The sequence below is a fragment of the Hymenobacter segetis genome (assembly GCF_054776495.1).
Genome location: NZ_BAAHBV010000002.1, coordinates 1539063 through 1556433, shown reverse-complemented (window position 1 = coordinate 1556433; position 17371 = coordinate 1539063). Strand labels below are relative to the sequence as shown.

Sequence of the window (17371 nt, the reverse complement as noted above, 5' to 3'; positions counted from 1 at the left end):
GCAATAGTTTCTCACTCCCATATCTCCTCCCATCACGGAAGAGGCCCGGGCCGATGCACTGATTCTAAAGCTGCGATAAAACTCGGCCGCCAGCGAGACTGGCACCGACCCGCCAGGGGTGGCCCGCTGGCGGCAATTCTGGTTTAAACTTCCAGCGGCTGGGCGTGCTCCAGCTCGGGCTCGCCCACTTCGTCGCCCTCAGTCGGCAGGCTGGCCGTGTTGCCGATGGCATCAAACGCCGCCTGCAAATCCGCCTTGATGTCGTCGAAATGCTCAATCCCCACCGACAGACGCAGCGAAGTCGGCGTCACGCCCGAGGCCAGTTGCTCCTCTTCGCTCAGCTGCTGGTGCGTGGTAGCCGAGGGCTGGATGATGAGCGTCTTGGCATCGCCCACGTTGGCCAAGTGGCTGATGAGCTTCAGGTTATCAATGAATTGTGTAGCCGTCTCCTTCGTGCCCTTCACGCGGAACGAGAGTACGCCGCCGAAGCCGCGCTTCAGGTATTTGTTGGCAATGGCGTGATAGGGGCTGCTGGGCAGGCCGGGGTAGTTCACGCTTTCCACCTGCGGATGCTGCTCCAGCCAGGTGGCCACTTTAAGGGCGTTTTCCACGGTGCGGTCCACGCGCAGGCTCAGGGTTTCAAGGCCGATAAGCAACTGCCAGGAGTTGAACGGGCTGATGGCCGGCCCGAAGTCGCGCAGCCCTTCCACCCGCGCCCGGATGATGAAGGCAATGTTGCCAAACGGCCCGCCCTTGCCAAACACGTCGTTGAAAATCAAGCCGTGGTAGCCCTCGCTCGGCTCGGTAAACTGCGGGAATTTGCCATTGCCGAAGTCGTAGGTGCCGCCGTCGACAATCACGCCGCCCACGCTGGTGCCGTGCCCGCCAATCCACTTCGTAGCCGACTCCACCACAATGTGTGCGCCGTGCTCCAAAGGCCGAAACAGGTAGCCGCCCGCGCCAAACGTGTTGTCCACAATCAGCGGTAAGTCGTGCTTCTTCGCAATGGCCGCAATGGCCTCAAAATCCGGAATGCTGAAGCTGGGATTGCCAATCGTTTCCAGGTAAATGGCCTTGGTCTTCTCGTCAATGTGCTCCTCGAACGAAGCCGGATTGTCGCCATCCGCAAAGCGCGCCTCAATGCCCAAACGCTTGAACGCCACCTTGAACTGGTTGTAAGTGCCGCCATACAGGTAGGCCGTGCTCACGAAGTTGTCGCCGGCCTGCAGGATGTTGTTAAGGGCAATGAACTGGGCCGCCTGGCCCGAGCCAGTGGCCAAGGCGGCCACGCCGCCTTCCAGCGCCGCCACGCGCTGCTCGAACACGTCGGTGGTGGGGTTCATCAGGCGGGTGTAAATGTTGCCAAACTCCTTCAGGGCAAACAGGTTGGCACCGTGCTCGGCGCTCTTGAACACGTAGCTGGTGGTCTGGAACAACGGCACGGCGCGGGCCCCGGTGGTGGGGTCGGGCTGCTGGCCGGCGTGGAGTTGGAGGGTTTCGAAGTGTTGGGGCTGAACAGACATGATGGGGGAGGTTTTGAAGTTTTGAAAAACCGAAATGACAATTGGAAAAAGTGCGATGCGGCTCTGAAAAAGCCTTTTTTAGCGCCGAAACTCCCCGAAATAGCCCGTGCTGCCGGCGTGGCCCAAACCCACCGCGAAGGCCCGAAAGCGCACGCGGCGGACCCACGGGGCCACCAAAAAAATCCAGAAGAGGGGGGGAGGGGTTCTAAGCCGGAATTAGCTTAGCAACAACACGGGCGGCAACAGCACATTCGCATTCGCTGCAACGAAGGCGATGCCACATTACGGCCGTCAGCGGCCGAAACGAAGAAACCCGAACCTGCGGCGCACAAAGCAGCCGAAGCATTCGGGGGCAAAAAACTGGGGTATGAAGAATTTTCCATGGCACTCGAATCATCTGTCCCAGCGCGGCCGGAGCTGCGGGTGGGTAGGAATTGGCACCTTTCGTTTTGCGAAGGTTGCCAGTGGGTCACGGAGCCTAGTCTCTCGCCACTTCTGTATAAAACTTGAAAACTGCCCACCGTTAGCGGGGAGTACCTGTTTGGTATCGGCAAATGTACGGGAGAATTTTTGGGATGGGCAAGCGGATGGGCGAAAATATTTTTTCGACGGTCTGGCGTGGCCCCTTCCAGCATGACGTGCTTTTTAGTTGTTCTTTTGACCCCATAAAACGCAAAAAAGCCACCCTGAAACAGAGTGGCTTTTCTCACCTTTTTTCTGCAAAAAAGTACCTAGAGACTAGGTATGGTCAACACCTGCCCCACTTCGATGTGGTCAGGGTTGTCGCCGATGAGCGCCTTGTTGGCGTCGTATATCTGGTGCCACTTGGCGGCGTCGCCGTAGTGGTGCTTGGCTATTTTGGAGAGGGAATCGCCGCTGACAACGGTATACGTGTTGCCGGCAGCTTCTGGTTTGGCGTTGCCAAAAAAATCGGTGCCGCCAGCCGCTGGCTTAGCCGCGGGCTCTACGGGCTTTTGTTCGCCTTTGTCGCTGATGAAATCGAAGAGTCCCATGGTTTTCGGTGAAGTTAAATGAAGAGATAAATTCTGCCGGAAACCCTTGCGGGCGGGCCGACCGGGTTGCTATACGGACAAGTGTAGGCGGGGTTTCGTTCTAAACTCTTTTGCGTCTGCATCGTAAGCCGACGAGGCCGCACCCCGTGCGTCATGTTTTCATTCTTTCACCATTACCCTTAGTGCACATGAAACTCCAGTCCCTTTTTTCGCTCCGTTACTTCGCCAGCCTGCTGCTGCTTGTGTCGCTGTTTGCCGCTTCGTGCAGCAACGATAAAGGCAAAGTAGAAGGCGTGAACATGCTGTACGGCACCGATAGCAAGGTGTGGAAAACCGCCAAGGAAACCGACACCGCCGGCGACAAAGTGAAGCAAACCGACGCTCAGAAGCAAGAGGAGCTGCGCATTTTTGCCAACGGCACATACAACATGACCGGCGCGAGCGGCGCAGTTTCGGGCAAATACACGTTTGACCAAGCCGGCAAAACCATCACCATGACCCCCGACGGTGCCACCACCAGCAACACCTTCGCCGTGGAAACCCTCACCGACAAGAAGCTCACACTGAAGTCGGCCGACGGCGCCGCACTGATGCTCGAAGCCGAGTAAATCACTCCGGATTCAAGTAATCGAAAAGCCCCGAACCAGTCTGGTTCGGGGCTTTTTTTGTGCTGATTATTTTGTGATAGGATGGGCTGTGGTGGTTGGCCGCTTCGCAAACACCCGCGCTACCCAGCGTGGCAGAAAGATGGTGCCCAGCACCAGATACAGGTAATACGTGACCACTCGATACAGCAAAACCATGAAGCTGGTGAGCGTGGCCGTGCCAATAAACTTGCCGAAAAACGTGGGAAACGCGCCCTCCACAATGCCCGCGCCGCCGGGCGTGATGGCCAGCAGCAGCAGCACTTTGTAGGTGAGGTTGCGGGCAAAAATGAAGAGGAAGGTGTCGGCATCCATCGGCACGAAGGCGGCGATGAGGCAGCCGATAACCAGGTAACGGGCCGTCCAGACGAAGAACGTGCTGGCCGCCGCCCGTACCCAGTAGATAGCCGGATTGCCGCGCAGCTGAATGGAGGCATCCATCATGCCCTGGCCGTGCTTGTAGGCAGAGCGCTGCCAGCGCCGCAGCAGCCGAAACGAGAACAGCCGCACCAGCAGCCGCCGCACCGATTTCGGGTTGATGAAAATGGCGTAGAGCATCAGCCCCGCGTAGGCCGTAACGGCCACGTAGCTGACCACAAACGCCACCCGCAGCGTGGCGATGAAAGCGCCCTGCATGGCCTCGTGCGGGTAGAGCCCGGCCCCGGCGATGAGGACGACCAGCGGCACCATGATGACGTAATACAGGTTGTCCATCAGGGCCGTAACCATGATGTATGCCAGGGACTTGCCTAGTGGAATGCCTTCCTTATTCAGAATAAACGAAGCCACTGCCGTGCCGCCCACCGCCGAGGGCAGCACGCACGACGCAAACTCCCAAATCATAATCACGTCGAGGCTCTGACGGTAGCTCAACTCGCGCTCGGCAATGTGCCGGATGCGGTAGATATAGCCCAAATCGCGGGCCAGCAGCACCAGCAATGTTATCAGCAGCCACTCCCAGCGGGCATGGGCTAGGGGGGCCAAATCGCCGGGCTTGTAGCTGCGCCAGAACATAAACCCCACCACGCTCAGGCCAATCACGACGGGCAGAATGAGCCGCGAGGGCTGCAAGCGCTGCAAAAAATGCGCGTCGTCTTCGGGCAGGGGAGCGAGGGTTTTGTCGGTCATCGAAGAAAATAAAGCAGCCCGGCAAAAGTAGGCGGTAGCGGGCCGGCGACTGATTAAAAATGGATTAAGGTGATATGAAAAACGTCATGCCGGGACAAGCTCAGCATGACGTTTTTCAGTGATAATCCGAACCGTTAGGCTAGGGCCGGCCGCCGGGGCTGCCGGCCGGCACGGTGCCGTTGGGCGTGCTGGTGCCGGGCGAAGGCGCGTTGGCCGGCGTATTGATGGGGTTGCCGGCCGGCGCTACCGGCTGGCGGCGGGTGGTGTCGGCGGGCTGGGCCGTGGCGGGGCGCAGGCCGGGGTATCCGCCGGGACGTTGGCCGTTGGCGGGCCGGCCGGTGCTGTCGGCTGGCGTTTTGCCTGAGGTACTGTCGGGAGCCGTGCCGCGTTGCTGGCCGCCGGGGTAGCCAGCGGGGCGTTGGCCATTGGCTGGTGCACCTGGGGCACCGGGGGCACCGGCTGGCCGGCTGCCGGCCGGATAGCCGCCGGGGCGGGCCCCACCCGCCGGGGCGCCGCCGCCGCCAGCAGGCGCACCGCCTCCACCACCTCCCTGGCCACCGCTCAGGTCGGCACCGCCACCACCGCCACCGCCATCGCCTTTCAGGTCATCGTTATTGATGCTTTTGCCGCGGCGCGTGGGGCCGGCCGTGAGCTTGCCGATGCGGTAGCTGAAGTTCACCTGGAAGCTCAGGTTGTGCAGCACGTTGGTGCTGGTTTGGTCCAGCAGCGGGCTGCTTACCGTGTTGCGGATGTTGATGGAGTTGGTGAAGAAGTTTTGCGCGCCGAGGCCAAAGCTGCCCTTTTTATCGGCGAAGTCGCGCCGCACGCTCATACCGTAGAAGCCGAAGCCGCTTTGCTCCCCTTGCAGCTGCACCTGCCGCCCGCGGTAGAACCCGAAGCCTTGCAAGGCCCACACATCGGTGAACTTGTAGCTGCCGAACAACCGGCCGCTGGCCACCAGGCCTTTGTTGCTGGCGTTATAGAGCGGGTCGGACACGTTATTATTCAGCACCGCGTAGTATGTATCGACGCCGGTGTTCAGGTTGAACTTGCCGCTGTTGAAGCTGGCAAACACGCTGCCACCATAGGCATCTTCCTGCCCAATATTTTTATACGTAACCAGCTGTACCCCAGTAGGAACATTGTTGATGTCAAGCTCTGGCTGGCGCACCGTCTGAATCGAGCCCGTGGTGTTGCGGGCGAATACCGAAAAGTTCAGGTTTACCTTCTTCACCAGCGTGCTGTAGCCCAGCTCGTAGTTGTTCGTGTATTCGGGGTCGAGCTTGGGGTTGCCTTCCGTCTTGATGAGCAGGTTGGACTGCTGCGGGTTGGGATTCAGGAACTGCAGCGACGGGCGTTGGATGCGGCGGTTATAAGCCAGCTTCACCACGTTGCCGTTGGCGAGCTTGCGCGAGAAGTTCACGCTGGGCACCAGCACTCCGTAGTCGGGGACGTCAACGGGCGTGGTGCTGCTCTTGAAATCGGCGTTGATAGTAGTGTATTCGTAGCGTACACCCGGCTTCAGGGTAAAGCCTTTGGGCAGGCTCACGGTGTACGCCACGTAGCCGGCGGCCACGTTCTGGCGGTAGTTGAAGCCGTTATTCAGGCCCACCCCGCCCCGGGGCACGAAATCTCCGTTCTCGCCCTGCGCGGTGAGGTAGGAGTAGTCGCTGCTCACGCGCCGCAAAATGTCCTTTGCCCCAAATTCCAGTACCTGGGTTTTGCCGATGGGTGACTGATAGTCCGCCTGCACCGTAAATTCCTCGTTGGCGCTGGGGTTGTCGTTGCGCAGGCGGCTGGCCGTGCTGAAGTCCGAATTCAGGATGGTGTTCGTGAAATCGTTCGTGCGGTCGTTGCGGCTGTACAGGGTCAGAATGCTGAATTCCTGCTGTGGCTTTGCGAAGGTGTGGGTGTAGTTGAGGCTGGCATCCACGGTGCCCGAGTTGTCCACCACGCTCACGTCGCGCACCGAATTCCCTTGCGGCGACGTCGACAGCGTCGTCAGGCGGCTCTGGTCGCTGTTGGAGCGCCGCGCGCCGTACGAGAGCGAGGCCTGCAGCGAGTTGTGCTCGTTGATGTCGTAGTCCCAGCCCAGCACCGAGCGCCCGAAGCCCTGGTTCTGCTTGGTATCAGCCGACTGCGAGGTGGTCGAGAGCACGTTGCCCAGCCCGTCCTTCAGCGTCTGCTGGTTGCTGAAGCTGCCCGGAATGTTGTACCCCGCCCGGCCGCCGGCGTTCAGCGAGAAGCCCATCTTGCCGGTGCGGTAGCTGCCGTTCAGGTTGAGGTTGCTGCTGCGCGTGCCCACGCTGGCATCGATGCCCAGGGTGCCGCCGCTCAGGTTGTTGGTTTTGGTGATGATGTTGATGATGCCACCCGACCCTTCGGCATCGTACTTGGCCGAGGGCGACGTGATGACTTCCACCGACTTAATCTGCTCGGCCGGAATCTGGCGCAGGGCATCCGCAATGCTGTTGGCCGCAATGGCCGAGGGTTTGTTATTGATAAGAACCCGAATGTTAGAGCTGCCGCGCAGGCTCACGTTGCCATCGAGGTCCACGCTCAGCAGCGGCACGCGCTTGAGCACGTCGGTGGCATCGCCGCCGCGCGCCGTCTGGTCGTTTTCGGCGTTGTATATGGTGCGGTCCACCCGCTCCTCAATCAGCGGCTTTTGGGCCACTACTACCACTTCGCCCAGCTTCTGGGCCGTGGCCGTCAGCGCCACCGCGCCCAGGTTCACGACGCCGCCGGCGGGCACTACCACGCCGGGACGGTCCTCGTTTTTATAGCCCAGGAAGCTGATTTGGACGGTGTAAGTCCCGGCCGGAATGCCGGCCAGCACGAATTTGCCATCGTCGCCGGCCACGCCGCCGTTCACGGGCGAGCCCGCCGCATCCAGCACGGCCACCGTGGCGTAGGATACCGGCTTGCCGGTCGTGGCATCGGTTACGGTGCCGCTCACGCGGCCGGCTGCCGCGCGGGGCGTGGCCGGAGTTGCCGTGGCCGGGCGGGCACCCGTGGGCGGGCCCTGCTGCGCAACGGCTAAATGGTTGATGCCCAGAAGGGCGGTAATCACTACGGCCGAAGCCGGTAAGGTTCGTTTCATACAATTCATAACGGCCAAAGTGCCGTAATCGGGGCCGAGGGTTGCATCCTCCCGGTACTTTTGTTGTTTGTGGGGCAAGCCGGTTGCGGGCTATATCGCTATCTGGCGCCTGCGCATTACGCAAAGGTCCTCGTTACAAACACCTTTCCGGCGGAAAACTAGATTATCCAACGCCGAACCCCGACCAAGCCCCGAATTCCTTCGGGCGTACAACCGCACTTCGCCCGCCGTCGTACCTTTGTGCCAGCCCGATAATCTTTTAGCGGGTCAGGCGGTTAACTCCCCGTCACCCATCCCACCACGCCTGCCCTGATGATAGTTGAACCCGGCCCGCTGCTCGCGGCAATTGACTCGCCCGACGACCTCAAAAAGCTCGCCCCCGAGCAGTTAGTCCAGCTCAGCACCGAGCTGCGCGACTTTATCATCGACTCCGTGAGCATCTACGGCGGGCACTTCGGTGCCTCGCTGGGCGTGGTCGAGCTGACGGTGGCGCTGCACTACGTCTTCAACACGCCCCACGACCAGCTTATCTGGGACGTGGGCCACCAGGCCTACGGCCACAAAATTCTCACCGGCCGCCGCGAAAAATTCCCGACCAACCGCCGCTATAAAGGCATGTCGGGCTTTCCGAAGCGCAGCGAGAGTGAATATGATGCTTTCGGCGTGGGTCACAGCAGCACCAGCATCGGGGCGGCGCTGGGCATGGCGGTGGCTTCGGATTACAAGGGTGAATTCGACCGCCAGCACATTGCCGTGATTGGTGATGGCGCTATGACGGCCGGCATGAGCTTCGAGGCCATGAACCAGGCCGGCGTGCTCAATAACAACATGATTGTCGTGCTGAACGACAACTGCATGAGCATCGACCCCAACGTGGGCGCGCTCAAAGAATACCTCACCGACATCACCACCTCGCGCACCTACAACAAGGTGCGCGACGAGCTCTGGAACGTGCTCGGCAAGCTGAGCAAGTTCGGCCCTAACCCCCAGCAGATTGCCCGCAAAGTAGAGGCCGCCATGAAGGCGACTCTCATGAAGCAGAGCAACCTGTTCGAGGCCCTGAAATTCCGCTATTTCGGCCCCGTGGATGGCCACGACGTGCAGCACCTCGTCACCATCCTCAACGACCTGAAATCCATTCCCGGCCCCAAGCTGCTGCATTGCGTGACGGTGAAGGGCAAGGGCTACGCGCTGGCCGAGAAAGACCAAACGCTGTGGCACGCGCCGGGTTTGTTCGACAAAATCACGGGCGAGATTTACAAGAAGACGCCCGACAAGCCCCAGCCGCCCAAGTACCAGGACGTGTTCGGCCACACGCTGGTGGAGTTGGCCGAGGCCAACGACAAAATCATGGGCGTGACGCCGGCCATGCCCTCGGGCTCGTCGCTGAACATTATGATGGCCGCCATGCCTACCCGCGCCTTCGACGTGGGCATTGCCGAGCAGCACGCCGTCACGTTCTCGGCGGGCCTGGCCACGCAGGGGCTGATTCCGTTCTGCAACATCTACTCCTCGTTCATGCAGCGGGGCTACGACCAGGTGGTGCACGACGTGGCCCTGCAAAACCTGCACGTGGTGTTCTGCCTCGACCGCGCCGGCTTTGCCGGGGCCGACGGCCCTACCCACCACGGCTGCTACGACCTGGCTTTCATGCGCTGCATCCCCAACATCGTGGTATCGGCCCCGATGAACGAGCAGGAACTGCGCAACCTGATGTACACCGCCACCCTGCCCGAAAACGCCGGCCCGTTCAGCATCCGCTACCCGCGCGGCGAGGGCGTGATGCCCGAGTGGCGCACGCCGCTGCAGCGCGTGGCCATTGGCACGGGCCGCGTAGTGCGTGAGGGCGAAGAGGGCGGCGTGGCCATCCTCAGCATCGGTCACATCGGTAACTACGCCGTGAAAGCCACCGAAACCCTGGCCGCCGAAGGCATTGATGCCGGCCACTACGACATGCGCTTCTGCAAGCCGCTGGATGAGGAGATGCTGCGCGACGTGGCCCGCCGCTACCGCGCCATCGTGACGGTGGAAGATGGCTGCCTGCCCGGCGGCTTCGGCTCGGCCGTGCTCGAATTCCTCACTGACCACGGTTTCCATATGCCCGTCGTGCGCCTCGGCATCCCCGACCGCGTGGTGGAGCACGGCACCCAGGATGAGCTCTACAAAGAGTGCGGCTTTGATGCGGCCGGCATTGCCCAGGCCGTGCGCGAGCTGGGCACCAAGGTCGGGAATCAAGTGCTCCAGTCGTTGGTTTAACAATTGCTACGCCGGTACATTTGCCGGGTTGCGCGGAGTGCGCAGCAATGTTTCTACCAAACCAATTTGCTTATGAAAGTCACTGTTTTTCTGGCCCCGGCATTGTTGGCTGCCACGATGCTGGCAGGTTGTTCGAAAGACGAGCCGACGCCAGTTACAGCCTCCACCGCTTCTACCATCAAGGTGGCGGTTGCCGAAGCCGGTGCCCCTCCCTACGACCTTGCCGAGGCGCGTGTCGTAAACTCCAACTACCAAACTGCCGCCTCCAGCCTCACTATCACGGGCAAGCTCAGTAGCGGCAAAGTATTGAACCTGGAGTTTTCGCGCGGAGCTGGCAGCCCACCCGCCAACACCACCAACGTACTCACCGCTTCGTTGGACGGTACGACGGGCACTGCCTCCAGCGGCACCACCACCTACAACGCGCAGACGCGCACCGTCAGCGGTAGCTTCAAAGCCACCTTCGTGGGTCCGGGGGAGGTATCGGGCTCTTTCTCCGGTATTGCAGTGCAGTAGCGCCCCCTTTCTGACGCTGTTGGTACTGAATTGATTCGCAAATAAAAGCCCCCGTAGCAGTTGCTGCGGGGGCTTTTTTGCCTTAAACATGAATTTTTGGAGAGCTGGAAATCAACTGCTCTTTTGGCCTCCGCAGTTATTTAGGAACCGATAAATGAATGTTGCGAAACGAATGTCGCAATCTCAACAAAGGGACTGGCCCAAAAGTAACATGCGGCGGCCCCCGTTGCCGGGAACCGCCGCGTGGGCATGGGCTACGGCCAGCGCCTAGCGGTACTTCTCGCGCTGGAAGCCGGCGGCGCGCAGCTCGGCCTTGTACTCCTTGTCGTCGGGATAGTTGGCGTCGAGGACTTTGGCCAGGGAGGAGAGCACCTGCTCGATTTGGGCGCGTAGGGTGTCCTTGGTGGCCACGGCTTTGGAGATTTCGCCGTTGGTGTCGGTGAGGTGGCCCACCAGCTCGTTGTAGCGCTTGGCAATGGGCTTCCAGAAGGCGGTGCCGTGGTCGCCGTCGTCGATTTTCTCCGACGTGAGGCCGGCCAGCAGGGTGTTGAGGGCTGCTGCCCGGCGGGTGCGGTCGCGGTCGATGAGGTAGGCCGCGCCGTCTTTGATGATGCCCAGCGTGGGGTAGTAGGCGAGGGCTTTTTTCTTGTCGTACTTGTCCACCAGGCGGGCTTTCACGCGGTAAAGGTTGGCCTCAATTTTAGCGTCGAGCTCGAGCAGTTCGTCGGCATCGATGGGCCGTGCTGTGCCGGCCTGCTGGCGCGAATCGACGGCGGCCACGTAGTCGCCGGTCATTTTTTTGAACGCGGCGGCGTTGGTATAGCGCAGCGTGAGCCAAGGCTGACCGTCCCAGTACTTGACGGCGGAGGTGGCCTGGTCGGCCAGCAGCAGGTCGTTGGCGGCTAGTAAAGGGGCTTTGCGGGGTTTGGGGGTAGCTTTGGGTTCCATAATGTGGTTGGGGATGGGAATGGTTGAGCGGCTAAAGTACTGAAAGCCCGCGCAAATCCAAACCGGCATGGTCCAGCCGGCCCGTAGCACTTCGCAAATGCCTTTTGCGCTGCAAAAACAGGTTTGCAAAGCTTCGCAAATGCCTTTTGCGCGCACAAAACAGGCTTGCGAAGCTTCGCAAGGCATTCCGAGGCTGCAAAACAGGTTTGCGAAGCTTCGCAAGGCAGTTTTGCGTGTACAAAAGGCATTTGCGAAGTACAAGTAGGGTGCGGGGCTTGCCCCCGCCCGTCGTTGCAAAGATTTCGTTCAACGACGGGCGGGGGCAAGCCCCGCACCCTACGCAAACGGCCCCGGCTCTTCACAGAGCCGGGGCCGTTGCGTCGCAACTGAAGCTTCTAACCGCTACTTCAGCGGCGGCAGGGCGGCGAGCATCGTTTTCAGGCCGGCCTCGGCGTTGTTGCCGAGGTTCACGCGCAGGGTGCGGCGGCCGTTGTCGAGCAGGGCTTGCAGGTCACCGAGGGCCTGGGCATTCTTGAAAGTGCCGAAGGTGTAGGAGCGGCCGGGCAGGGCCAGGTCCTGCGGGTTGTCGTCGGTGAACTGGATGAACAGGCCCGTGTTGGGGCCGCCCTTGTGGTACTGGCCGGTGCTGTGCAGGAAGCGCGGGCCATAGCCCGAGGTGGTGGCCAGGTGCAGCTCCTGCTGCACGCGCTGGCGCAGGGCCAGCAGGCTGGCGCTCACGGCAGGCGTTTCGGTGAGGTAGGCTTGCAGGCACACGAAATCACCGGGCTTCGCTTGCGCGAAGAAGGCTTTGAGCACGCCGGCCGCGCCCTCGCCGTGGGCGGTGGTGTAGTAGTCCACGCCGTTTTCGCTGGCGGCGGGGGCTTCGGTCTCGGGCAGCTTGCCTTCGGTTTCCACGGCCTTCATCAGCTTGTCGGTGGCCGTTTTGGCGGCCTGCACGTTGGGCTGGTCGAAGGGGTTGATGCGGAACACGGCGCTGGCCACGGCCGTGGCCACTTCCCAGCGGTAGAACTCCTGGCCGAGGTCGAAGGCGTCCTTCATCAACAGGGTGATGACGGGGTGGCCGGCCTGCTTGAGGGCTTCGAGCTTGCTGGCGTTGGCCTCGTCGGCCTGGTCCTTGTAGCCCACGTACACAAACACGCGGTCGGTGCCGTAGATGCCGGGGTCGCCCAGCGGCTCGCCGGCCACGGGCAGAATGCCCTTGCCTTCCTTGCCGGTGCTTTCGGCGATGAGCTGCTCCAGCCACAGGCCGAGGTCGTGCAGGGCATCGGGCACCACGATGGTGAGCTTGTCGCGGCCCTGCTCGGCCAGCACGCCCAGGGCGGTGCCGAATTCGAGGCCGGGGTTTTTATCGGTCGGGCCGTAGGCACCGCAGGCGCGCATCATCAGGATGGCGCGCTCCAGAATCTCGCCGATGGGCAGGCCGTAGAGAGCCGCCGGCACCAAGCCGAAGTAGGTGAGGGCCGAGAACCGGCCGCCCACCTCGGGGAAGTTGAGGAAGATGCGGCGGTACTTGGCGGCCGTGGCATCGGTCACGAACTTGGAGCCCGGGTCGGTGATGGCCACGAAGTTTTCGCCGGCCTTGTCGCCCTTGATTTCTTTGACTTTGGCGTAGAAATAATCGCCGAACGCCAGCGGCTCGGCCGTGGTGCCGGATTTGCTGGCCACGATAAACAGCGTCTCAGCCAGCGGCAACTCGGCCTCAATGGCCCGCACCGCACCGGGGTCGGTGGTGTCGAGCACCGACATCGGCAGGCCGTTTTCGCCTTTCGGGAAGGAGGATTTGAACACGATGGGGGCCATCGTGCTGCCGCCCATGCCCATCACCACCACGTGCTTGAAGCCAGCGGCCTGCACCTCGTGCACGAACTGCTCGATTTCGGGCACCGCAGATACCATCGTCTCCGCCACGCGCAGCCAGCCCATGTAGCTGCGGATGCTGTGCTGCCCGGCCTCGTCGCTGGTCCACAAATCCGCCTTCTTATCCCAGAAGCCGTGCACGAAATTATCGGCTTTGAACTTGGCAATTTGCGCATCCACGGCGGCCTGGTACTGGCCCAGCTCCATTTTGGAGTCGTCTACCTGGGCTTCCACGGCCAGGGCGCGCTTCTTTTCGATGGACTGCATCAGCTTGGCGAAGGGCTCCTTGAACTTGGTCGCGCCGTCTTCTTCGAGGTGCTGGGTCAGCTCATCGAGGTTGATGCCGAGCTCGGGCAGGCGAGCCAGTACCTCTTTCGAGTGCTCCAGGTTGGTTTCAATGGTGGCGGCCACCTTGCCGCTTTTGCCGAACAGGTCCAGCGTTTCCACCGGCACGGTGTTCACCGTGTGCGGGCCGATGAGGCCGTCGACGTAACGCAGGTTGTCGTATTTGGGGTTTTTGTTGCCGGTGCTGGCCCACAGCAGGCGCTGGGTTTCGGCCCCTTTGGCAGCGAGAGCTTCCCAGCGCGGACCCGAGAAAATCTCCTTGTACATCTGGTAGGCCTGCTTGGCGCTGGCAATGGCCACTTCGCCCACGAGGCTTTCGGCCAGCTTGCCTTTTTCGCCGCCTTCGGCCGCGATTTTCTCCAGCATGGGGTCAATCAGCACGTCGATGCGGCTGAGGAAGAAGCTGGCCACCGAGTCGATGCGGGCCAGCGGCTCGCCCTTGGCGGCGCGGTCTTCGAGACCAGCGATGAAGGCTTCGGCCACCAGGCGGTAGCGCTCCAGACCGAAAATCAGGGTCACGTTTACGTTCACGCCCTCCGAGATGAGACGGCGAATGGCGGGCAGGCCTTCGAGGGTGGCCGGCACTTTAATCATCACGTTGGGGCGGTCCACGGCTTTCCAGAGGGCCAAGGCCTCGGCGATGGTGCCTTCGGTGTCGTTCACCAGCTCGGGCGATACTTCGAGGCTCACGTAGCCGTCGGAGCCGTGGTCGGGGCCGTCGTAGAGGGGCCGGAAAAGGTCGGTCGCGGCCTGCACGTCGGACACGGCCAGATTGGTGTAGATTTCGTCAGTGGTTTTGCCTTGCAGGGCCAGGGCTTTGATGGCCGAATCATAGTCGGCCGTGTCGCCGATGGACTTGGCGAAGATGGCCGGGTTCGAGGTTACGCCGCGCAGGGCTTCGTCCTGAATGCGGCGCTGGAGCTTGCCGTCGATGATGATGGGGCGGCTGATAAAGTCCAGCCACAGGCTTTGGTCGAACTGGCGGATGTCAACGAGAGGGTTCATGAATGTGCAATTAGTTCAGAGGGTTCAAAGGTCAGGAATGATGGCCGTTGTTGCGGCGTTCCAGACAGGGGAATTGTGCGGTTCAGCGTAAAAAATTATGCTCTTCTACGGCGAACTGCCGGGTTAGAACAGCGCCGCCGGGTAATCGTTGCGGCACTTCTACTAGCTTTACGCATTGTAGTTCTATCTATCGCATTATTAAAATGGCCGGACGCCGCCCTTCTGCAAAACCCTCCGACTCGGCCCACAGCCCCGTTTCCATGGCCGATTTGGCCCGGGAGCTGGGCGTGTCGATGACCACGATTTCGCGGGCCCTGAGCGACCACCACAGCATCGGGCCGGCCACCAAGCAGGCGGTGCTCAAGCTGGCCAAAAAGCTGAACTACCAGCCCAACCGCATGGCCTCGTCCTTGCGAAAGGGCACCAGCACGCTGCTGGGCGTAATTGTGCCCTACATCGAAGGCCGCTTTTTTGCCTCGGTGGTGCACGGCATCGAAACGGCGGCCAGCAAGGCCGGCTACAGCGTCATCATCTGCCAGTCGAATGAGGATGTGGCGCAGGAGCGCAAGAACCTCGAAACCCTGCTCAGCGCGCAGGTGGCGGGCATTCTGGTGTCGGTTTCGCGCACCACACTCGATTTTAAGCACTTTGATAAAGTACGCAAGCGCGGGGTACCGCTGGTGTTTTTCGACCGCATTCTGGAAGGCGACAGCGTGAATGCCGTGGTGCTGAACGACCAAGGCGGAGCTTTCCAGGCCACTAGCCACCTGCTGGAGCAGGGCTGCCGCCGCGTGGCCCACCTGGCCGGCCCGCAGCACCTCAACATCTACCGCAACCGCCGCCAAGGCTACCTCGATGCCCTGCAAAGCCACGGCATCGCCCCGGACGAAAGCCTGATTATCGACTGCGACATGACCCTAGAGGGCGGCCAGGAGTGCATGAAGCAGCTATTGACCCTGCCCAACCCGCCCGATGCCGTGTTCGCGGCCGGCGACTCCGCCATCCTCGGCGCATTACAAGTGCTGAAAAGCCGGGGCCTGCGCGTGCCGCAGGACGTGGCCCTGGCCGGCTTCAGCAACGAGGCCCTGACGATGGTGGCCGAGCCTCACCTCACCTCGGTGGACCAGCGCTGCGAGGAAATGGGCCAGGCCGCCTTCCGCCTCTTCACCGATTTGGCGGCCGCCGATGGCACGGCGTTTTCGCAGCGGCAGGTGGTGTTGCAGCCGCAGCTGTTTGTGCGGGAGTCGTCGCTGCGGCGGGTGGAGGAAGCGGTGAAATAAATAAGGAGGCGGAAAGCAGGGAACGTTACTTTTGCCCATATGACGCCCGCCTCCAACCCGCCCACCATCGTTTTTCTCCACGGATTTGCCGAAAGCCGCGAGGTGTGGACCGATTTCACCCGCGCCTTTCCGGACGGCTACCGGCTGCTGGCCCCCAACCTGCCCGGCCACGGCACCAACCTGGCCCCCGTGCCCGACTTCTCGATGGAGGCCCAGGCGCGTCACATCATCGACTACCTCAACCAGAAAGGCTGCCCCGACCCGGTGCTGCTGGTGTGCCACAGCATGGGCGGCTACGTGGCCCTGGCCCTGGCTGAGCGCTGGCCCCAGCGCGTAGCCGGCCTGGCGCTCATCAACTCCACGGCCCTGCCCGATACCGATGAGAAGCGCCAGAACCGCGAGAAAAATATCAGCTTCGTGGAGCGCCACGGGGTGGGCAAGTTCATGGAATCATTCGTGCGCCCGCTTTTCGCGCCCACCAACCGCGACAAGCTGACCGACGCCCGCGGCCTGCTGGAGGAAATCGGCAAGGCCACGCCGGCCACTACCATTACCGGGGCGCTGCGCGGCATGGCCGCCCGCCCCGAGCGCACTCAGGTGCTGGCCAAAGCCCCCTTCCCGGTGCTGATGGTGGCCGGCAAGCACGACGTGGCCGTGCATTTCGACGATGCCGTGCGACAGGCGGCCCTGCCGCCGGTGGGCGCGGCGCTGTTTCTGGAGGGCAGCGGGCACCTCTCGTACCTGGAGCAGCCCGAGGCCACCCGCCGGGCCGTGCTGGCGCTGGCGGCGGCGGTGTTTGGGCGGTAGGTAACCCCGGCCAGTTGTTGAGCCGTTAAATCATTTTGAACGTGATGGGCAGCACGTAAAACACGCGTACGGGCCGGCCATTGAGCAGGCCCGGAGTAGCAGCGGGCCGTAGGCCGCGCACGGTGCGCAGCACCTCATCATCGAGGTTGCTGCCCGCCGAACCAATTATCTCCGGATTCTCCACCGTGCCGTTTTCAGCTATTTCAAAATAAACGTTTACCCGACCCTGTTCGCGGTTGCGGAGCGCATCGGCCGGGTACCTGACCTGGCGTTGCACATATTCGGCTAAGCCGCTGTAGGAGGCGGCCATTTGAGCCGGAATCGCGGCGGCTTCGGGGCCGTTCGAGTTGCGCGCGCCGCTTGGCAAGTAGGCAAAGGTGGGTTCCTGGTCGGCGTAAGGATAGGGCTGGGCGCTGGCATCTGCAGCAAAATTGAGGGCCAGCATGATGCGCGGGTTGCGACCGGGCTTGTCAGTAGCCTTGGGAGGCCCGGGCTGCCAGGCCGGCATCTGGGCCTGAAGGTATTGCTGAGCTGCCTGAGCCGCTTTGCCGAGGTCCGACTTTGCCCGCCTATCCGGGCCAACAAGTTTGAAATTGCCAGGCTGTTGCCCATCCTTGAGCTCAAACTGCAACACCACCCGCCCGGCTTGGTTGGGCGCCAGCAGCCGGGTGCTGCGGTGCACGAGGGCGCGCAACGAATCGGGGCCGCCGGGGTAGCGCGGGCCATCATACAGGGTTGGTGCCAGAGTTTGAGCGTGGGCCGCTGGCGCAATTGCCAATAGCAGCGCCATTGCGCCGCCGAAAAGTGATTGGTGCATTTGGAGAAATGGAAAGGAAATCGGTGCGCAAGCTACATGGCTTCCGGCAAGCATCGCTACACTTTGGCTCTATAGCGGGGTGTAAAATTTGCTGCTGAGCTGCCGCAC

General features: G+C 61.8%; 12 protein-coding genes and 1 riboswitch. Of the genes, 5 read left to right on the top strand and 7 right to left on the bottom strand.

Translation table 11 applies throughout. The features are described from left to right. Positions 1–143 precede the first annotated feature (143 nt). Together ACYU70_RS16880 and ACYU70_RS16875 are read right to left on the bottom strand one after the other, a co-directional pair. Entirely contained in the window at positions 144–1523 is a 1380-nt protein-coding gene (locus ACYU70_RS16880; RefSeq protein WP_342298858.1) for an O-acetylhomoserine aminocarboxypropyltransferase/cysteine synthase family protein, read from the bottom strand. 390 nt (positions 1524–1913) lie between these two features. Beyond that, a riboswitch (SAM riboswitch) is annotated at positions 1914–2029 on the bottom strand. 225 nt (positions 2030–2254) lie between these two features. Beyond that, on the bottom strand, positions 2255–2536 hold the full coding sequence (locus ACYU70_RS16875; RefSeq protein ID WP_342298859.1) for a LysM peptidoglycan-binding domain-containing protein: 282 nt from the start codon (positions 2534–2536) through the stop codon (positions 2255–2257). 188 nt (positions 2537–2724) lie between these two features. Here ACYU70_RS16875 and ACYU70_RS16870 point away from each other — a divergent pair, with 188 nt between their 5' ends. Then, on the top strand, positions 2725–3144 hold the full coding sequence (locus ACYU70_RS16870) for a hypothetical protein (protein ID WP_342298861.1): 420 nt from the start codon (positions 2725–2727) through the stop codon (positions 3142–3144). Positions 3145–3210: 66 nt separating this feature from the next. On the opposite strand, the gene ACYU70_RS16865 is transcribed toward ACYU70_RS16870, so the two are convergent. Together ACYU70_RS16865 and ACYU70_RS16860 are read right to left on the bottom strand one after the other, a co-directional pair. Further along, positions 3211–4308, bottom strand: a complete 1098-nt coding sequence (locus ACYU70_RS16865; RefSeq protein WP_342298862.1) for a lysylphosphatidylglycerol synthase transmembrane domain-containing protein — start codon at positions 4306–4308, stop codon at positions 3211–3213. 139 nt (positions 4309–4447) lie between these two features. Next, complete coding sequence (locus ACYU70_RS16860; protein ID WP_460616051.1) at positions 4448–7411, bottom strand: TonB-dependent receptor; 2964 nt, start codon at positions 7409–7411, stop codon at positions 4448–4450. Between the two features lie 312 nt (positions 7412–7723). Between ACYU70_RS16860 and dxs the strand changes: the two genes are divergently transcribed. Together dxs and ACYU70_RS16850 are read left to right on the top strand one after the other, a co-directional pair. Continuing rightward, positions 7724–9667: a 1-deoxy-D-xylulose-5-phosphate synthase gene (dxs, locus tag ACYU70_RS16855; protein WP_342301288.1), complete on the top strand. Its 1944-nt coding sequence runs from the start codon at positions 7724–7726 to the stop codon at positions 9665–9667. A 72-nt stretch (positions 9668–9739) separates the two neighbouring features. Continuing rightward, positions 9740–10183, top strand: a complete 444-nt coding sequence (locus ACYU70_RS16850; RefSeq protein WP_342301290.1) for a hypothetical protein — start codon at positions 9740–9742, stop codon at positions 10181–10183. Positions 10184–10450: 267 nt separating this feature from the next. On the opposite strand, the gene ACYU70_RS16845 is transcribed toward ACYU70_RS16850, so the two are convergent. Further along, positions 10451–11131: a hypothetical protein gene (locus ACYU70_RS16845; protein WP_342301291.1), complete on the bottom strand. Its 681-nt coding sequence runs from the start codon at positions 11129–11131 to the stop codon at positions 10451–10453. Positions 11132–11533: 402 nt separating this feature from the next. Beyond that, positions 11534–14359, bottom strand: a complete 2826-nt coding sequence (locus tag ACYU70_RS16840; protein ID WP_342301292.1) for a bifunctional transaldolase/phosoglucose isomerase — start codon at positions 14357–14359, stop codon at positions 11534–11536. Between the two features lie 260 nt (positions 14360–14619). Here ACYU70_RS16840 and ACYU70_RS16835 point away from each other — a divergent pair, with 260 nt between their 5' ends. Continuing rightward, positions 14620–15639 (top strand): LacI family DNA-binding transcriptional regulator, encoded by a 1020-nt coding sequence (locus ACYU70_RS16835; RefSeq protein ID WP_342301293.1) that lies wholly within the window; start codon positions 14620–14622, stop codon positions 15637–15639. Positions 15640–15678: 39 nt separating this feature from the next. Then, a complete protein-coding gene (locus ACYU70_RS16830; protein WP_342301295.1) occupies positions 15679–16446 on the top strand; it encodes an alpha/beta fold hydrolase in 768 nt (255 codons plus the stop codon). Between the two features lie 25 nt (positions 16447–16471). Here ACYU70_RS16830 and ACYU70_RS16825 read toward each other — a convergent pair whose 3' ends face one another. Further along, positions 16472–17263: an energy transducer TonB gene (locus ACYU70_RS16825; protein ID WP_342301296.1), complete on the bottom strand. Its 792-nt coding sequence runs from the start codon at positions 17261–17263 to the stop codon at positions 16472–16474. Between the last annotated feature and the right edge of the window lie 108 nt (positions 17264–17371).

What these genes read in the sequence shown, in the direction of transcription:
- ACYU70_RS16880 (WP_342298858.1), bottom strand. Translation starts at nt 1,523, where the DNA reads ATGTCTGTTCAGCCCCAACACTTCGAAACCCTCCAACTCCACGCCGGC.
- ACYU70_RS16875 (WP_342298859.1), bottom strand. Translation starts at nt 2,536, where the DNA reads ATGGGACTCTTCGATTTCATCAGCGACAAAGGCGAACAAAAGCCCGTA.
- ACYU70_RS16870 (WP_342298861.1), top strand. Translation starts at nt 2,725, where the DNA reads ATGAAACTCCAGTCCCTTTTTTCGCTCCGTTACTTCGCCAGCCTGCTG.
- ACYU70_RS16865 (WP_342298862.1), bottom strand. Translation starts at nt 4,308, where the DNA reads ATGACCGACAAAACCCTCGCTCCCCTGCCCGAAGACGACGCGCATTTT.
- ACYU70_RS16860 (WP_460616051.1), bottom strand. Translation starts at nt 7,411, where the DNA reads ATGAAACGAACCTTACCGGCTTCGGCCGTAGTGATTACCGCCCTTCTG.
- dxs (WP_342301288.1), top strand. Translation starts at nt 7,724, where the DNA reads ATGATAGTTGAACCCGGCCCGCTGCTCGCGGCAATTGACTCGCCCGAC.
- ACYU70_RS16850 (WP_342301290.1), top strand. Translation starts at nt 9,740, where the DNA reads ATGAAAGTCACTGTTTTTCTGGCCCCGGCATTGTTGGCTGCCACGATG.
- ACYU70_RS16845 (WP_342301291.1), bottom strand. Translation starts at nt 11,131, where the DNA reads ATGGAACCCAAAGCTACCCCCAAACCCCGCAAAGCCCCTTTACTAGCC.
- ACYU70_RS16840 (WP_342301292.1), bottom strand. Translation starts at nt 14,359, where the DNA reads ATGAACCCTCTCGTTGACATCCGCCAGTTCGACCAAAGCCTGTGGCTG.
- ACYU70_RS16835 (WP_342301293.1), top strand. Translation starts at nt 14,620, where the DNA reads ATGGCCGATTTGGCCCGGGAGCTGGGCGTGTCGATGACCACGATTTCG.
- ACYU70_RS16830 (WP_342301295.1), top strand. Translation starts at nt 15,679, where the DNA reads ATGACGCCCGCCTCCAACCCGCCCACCATCGTTTTTCTCCACGGATTT.
- ACYU70_RS16825 (WP_342301296.1), bottom strand. Translation starts at nt 17,263, where the DNA reads ATGCACCAATCACTTTTCGGCGGCGCAATGGCGCTGCTATTGGCAATT.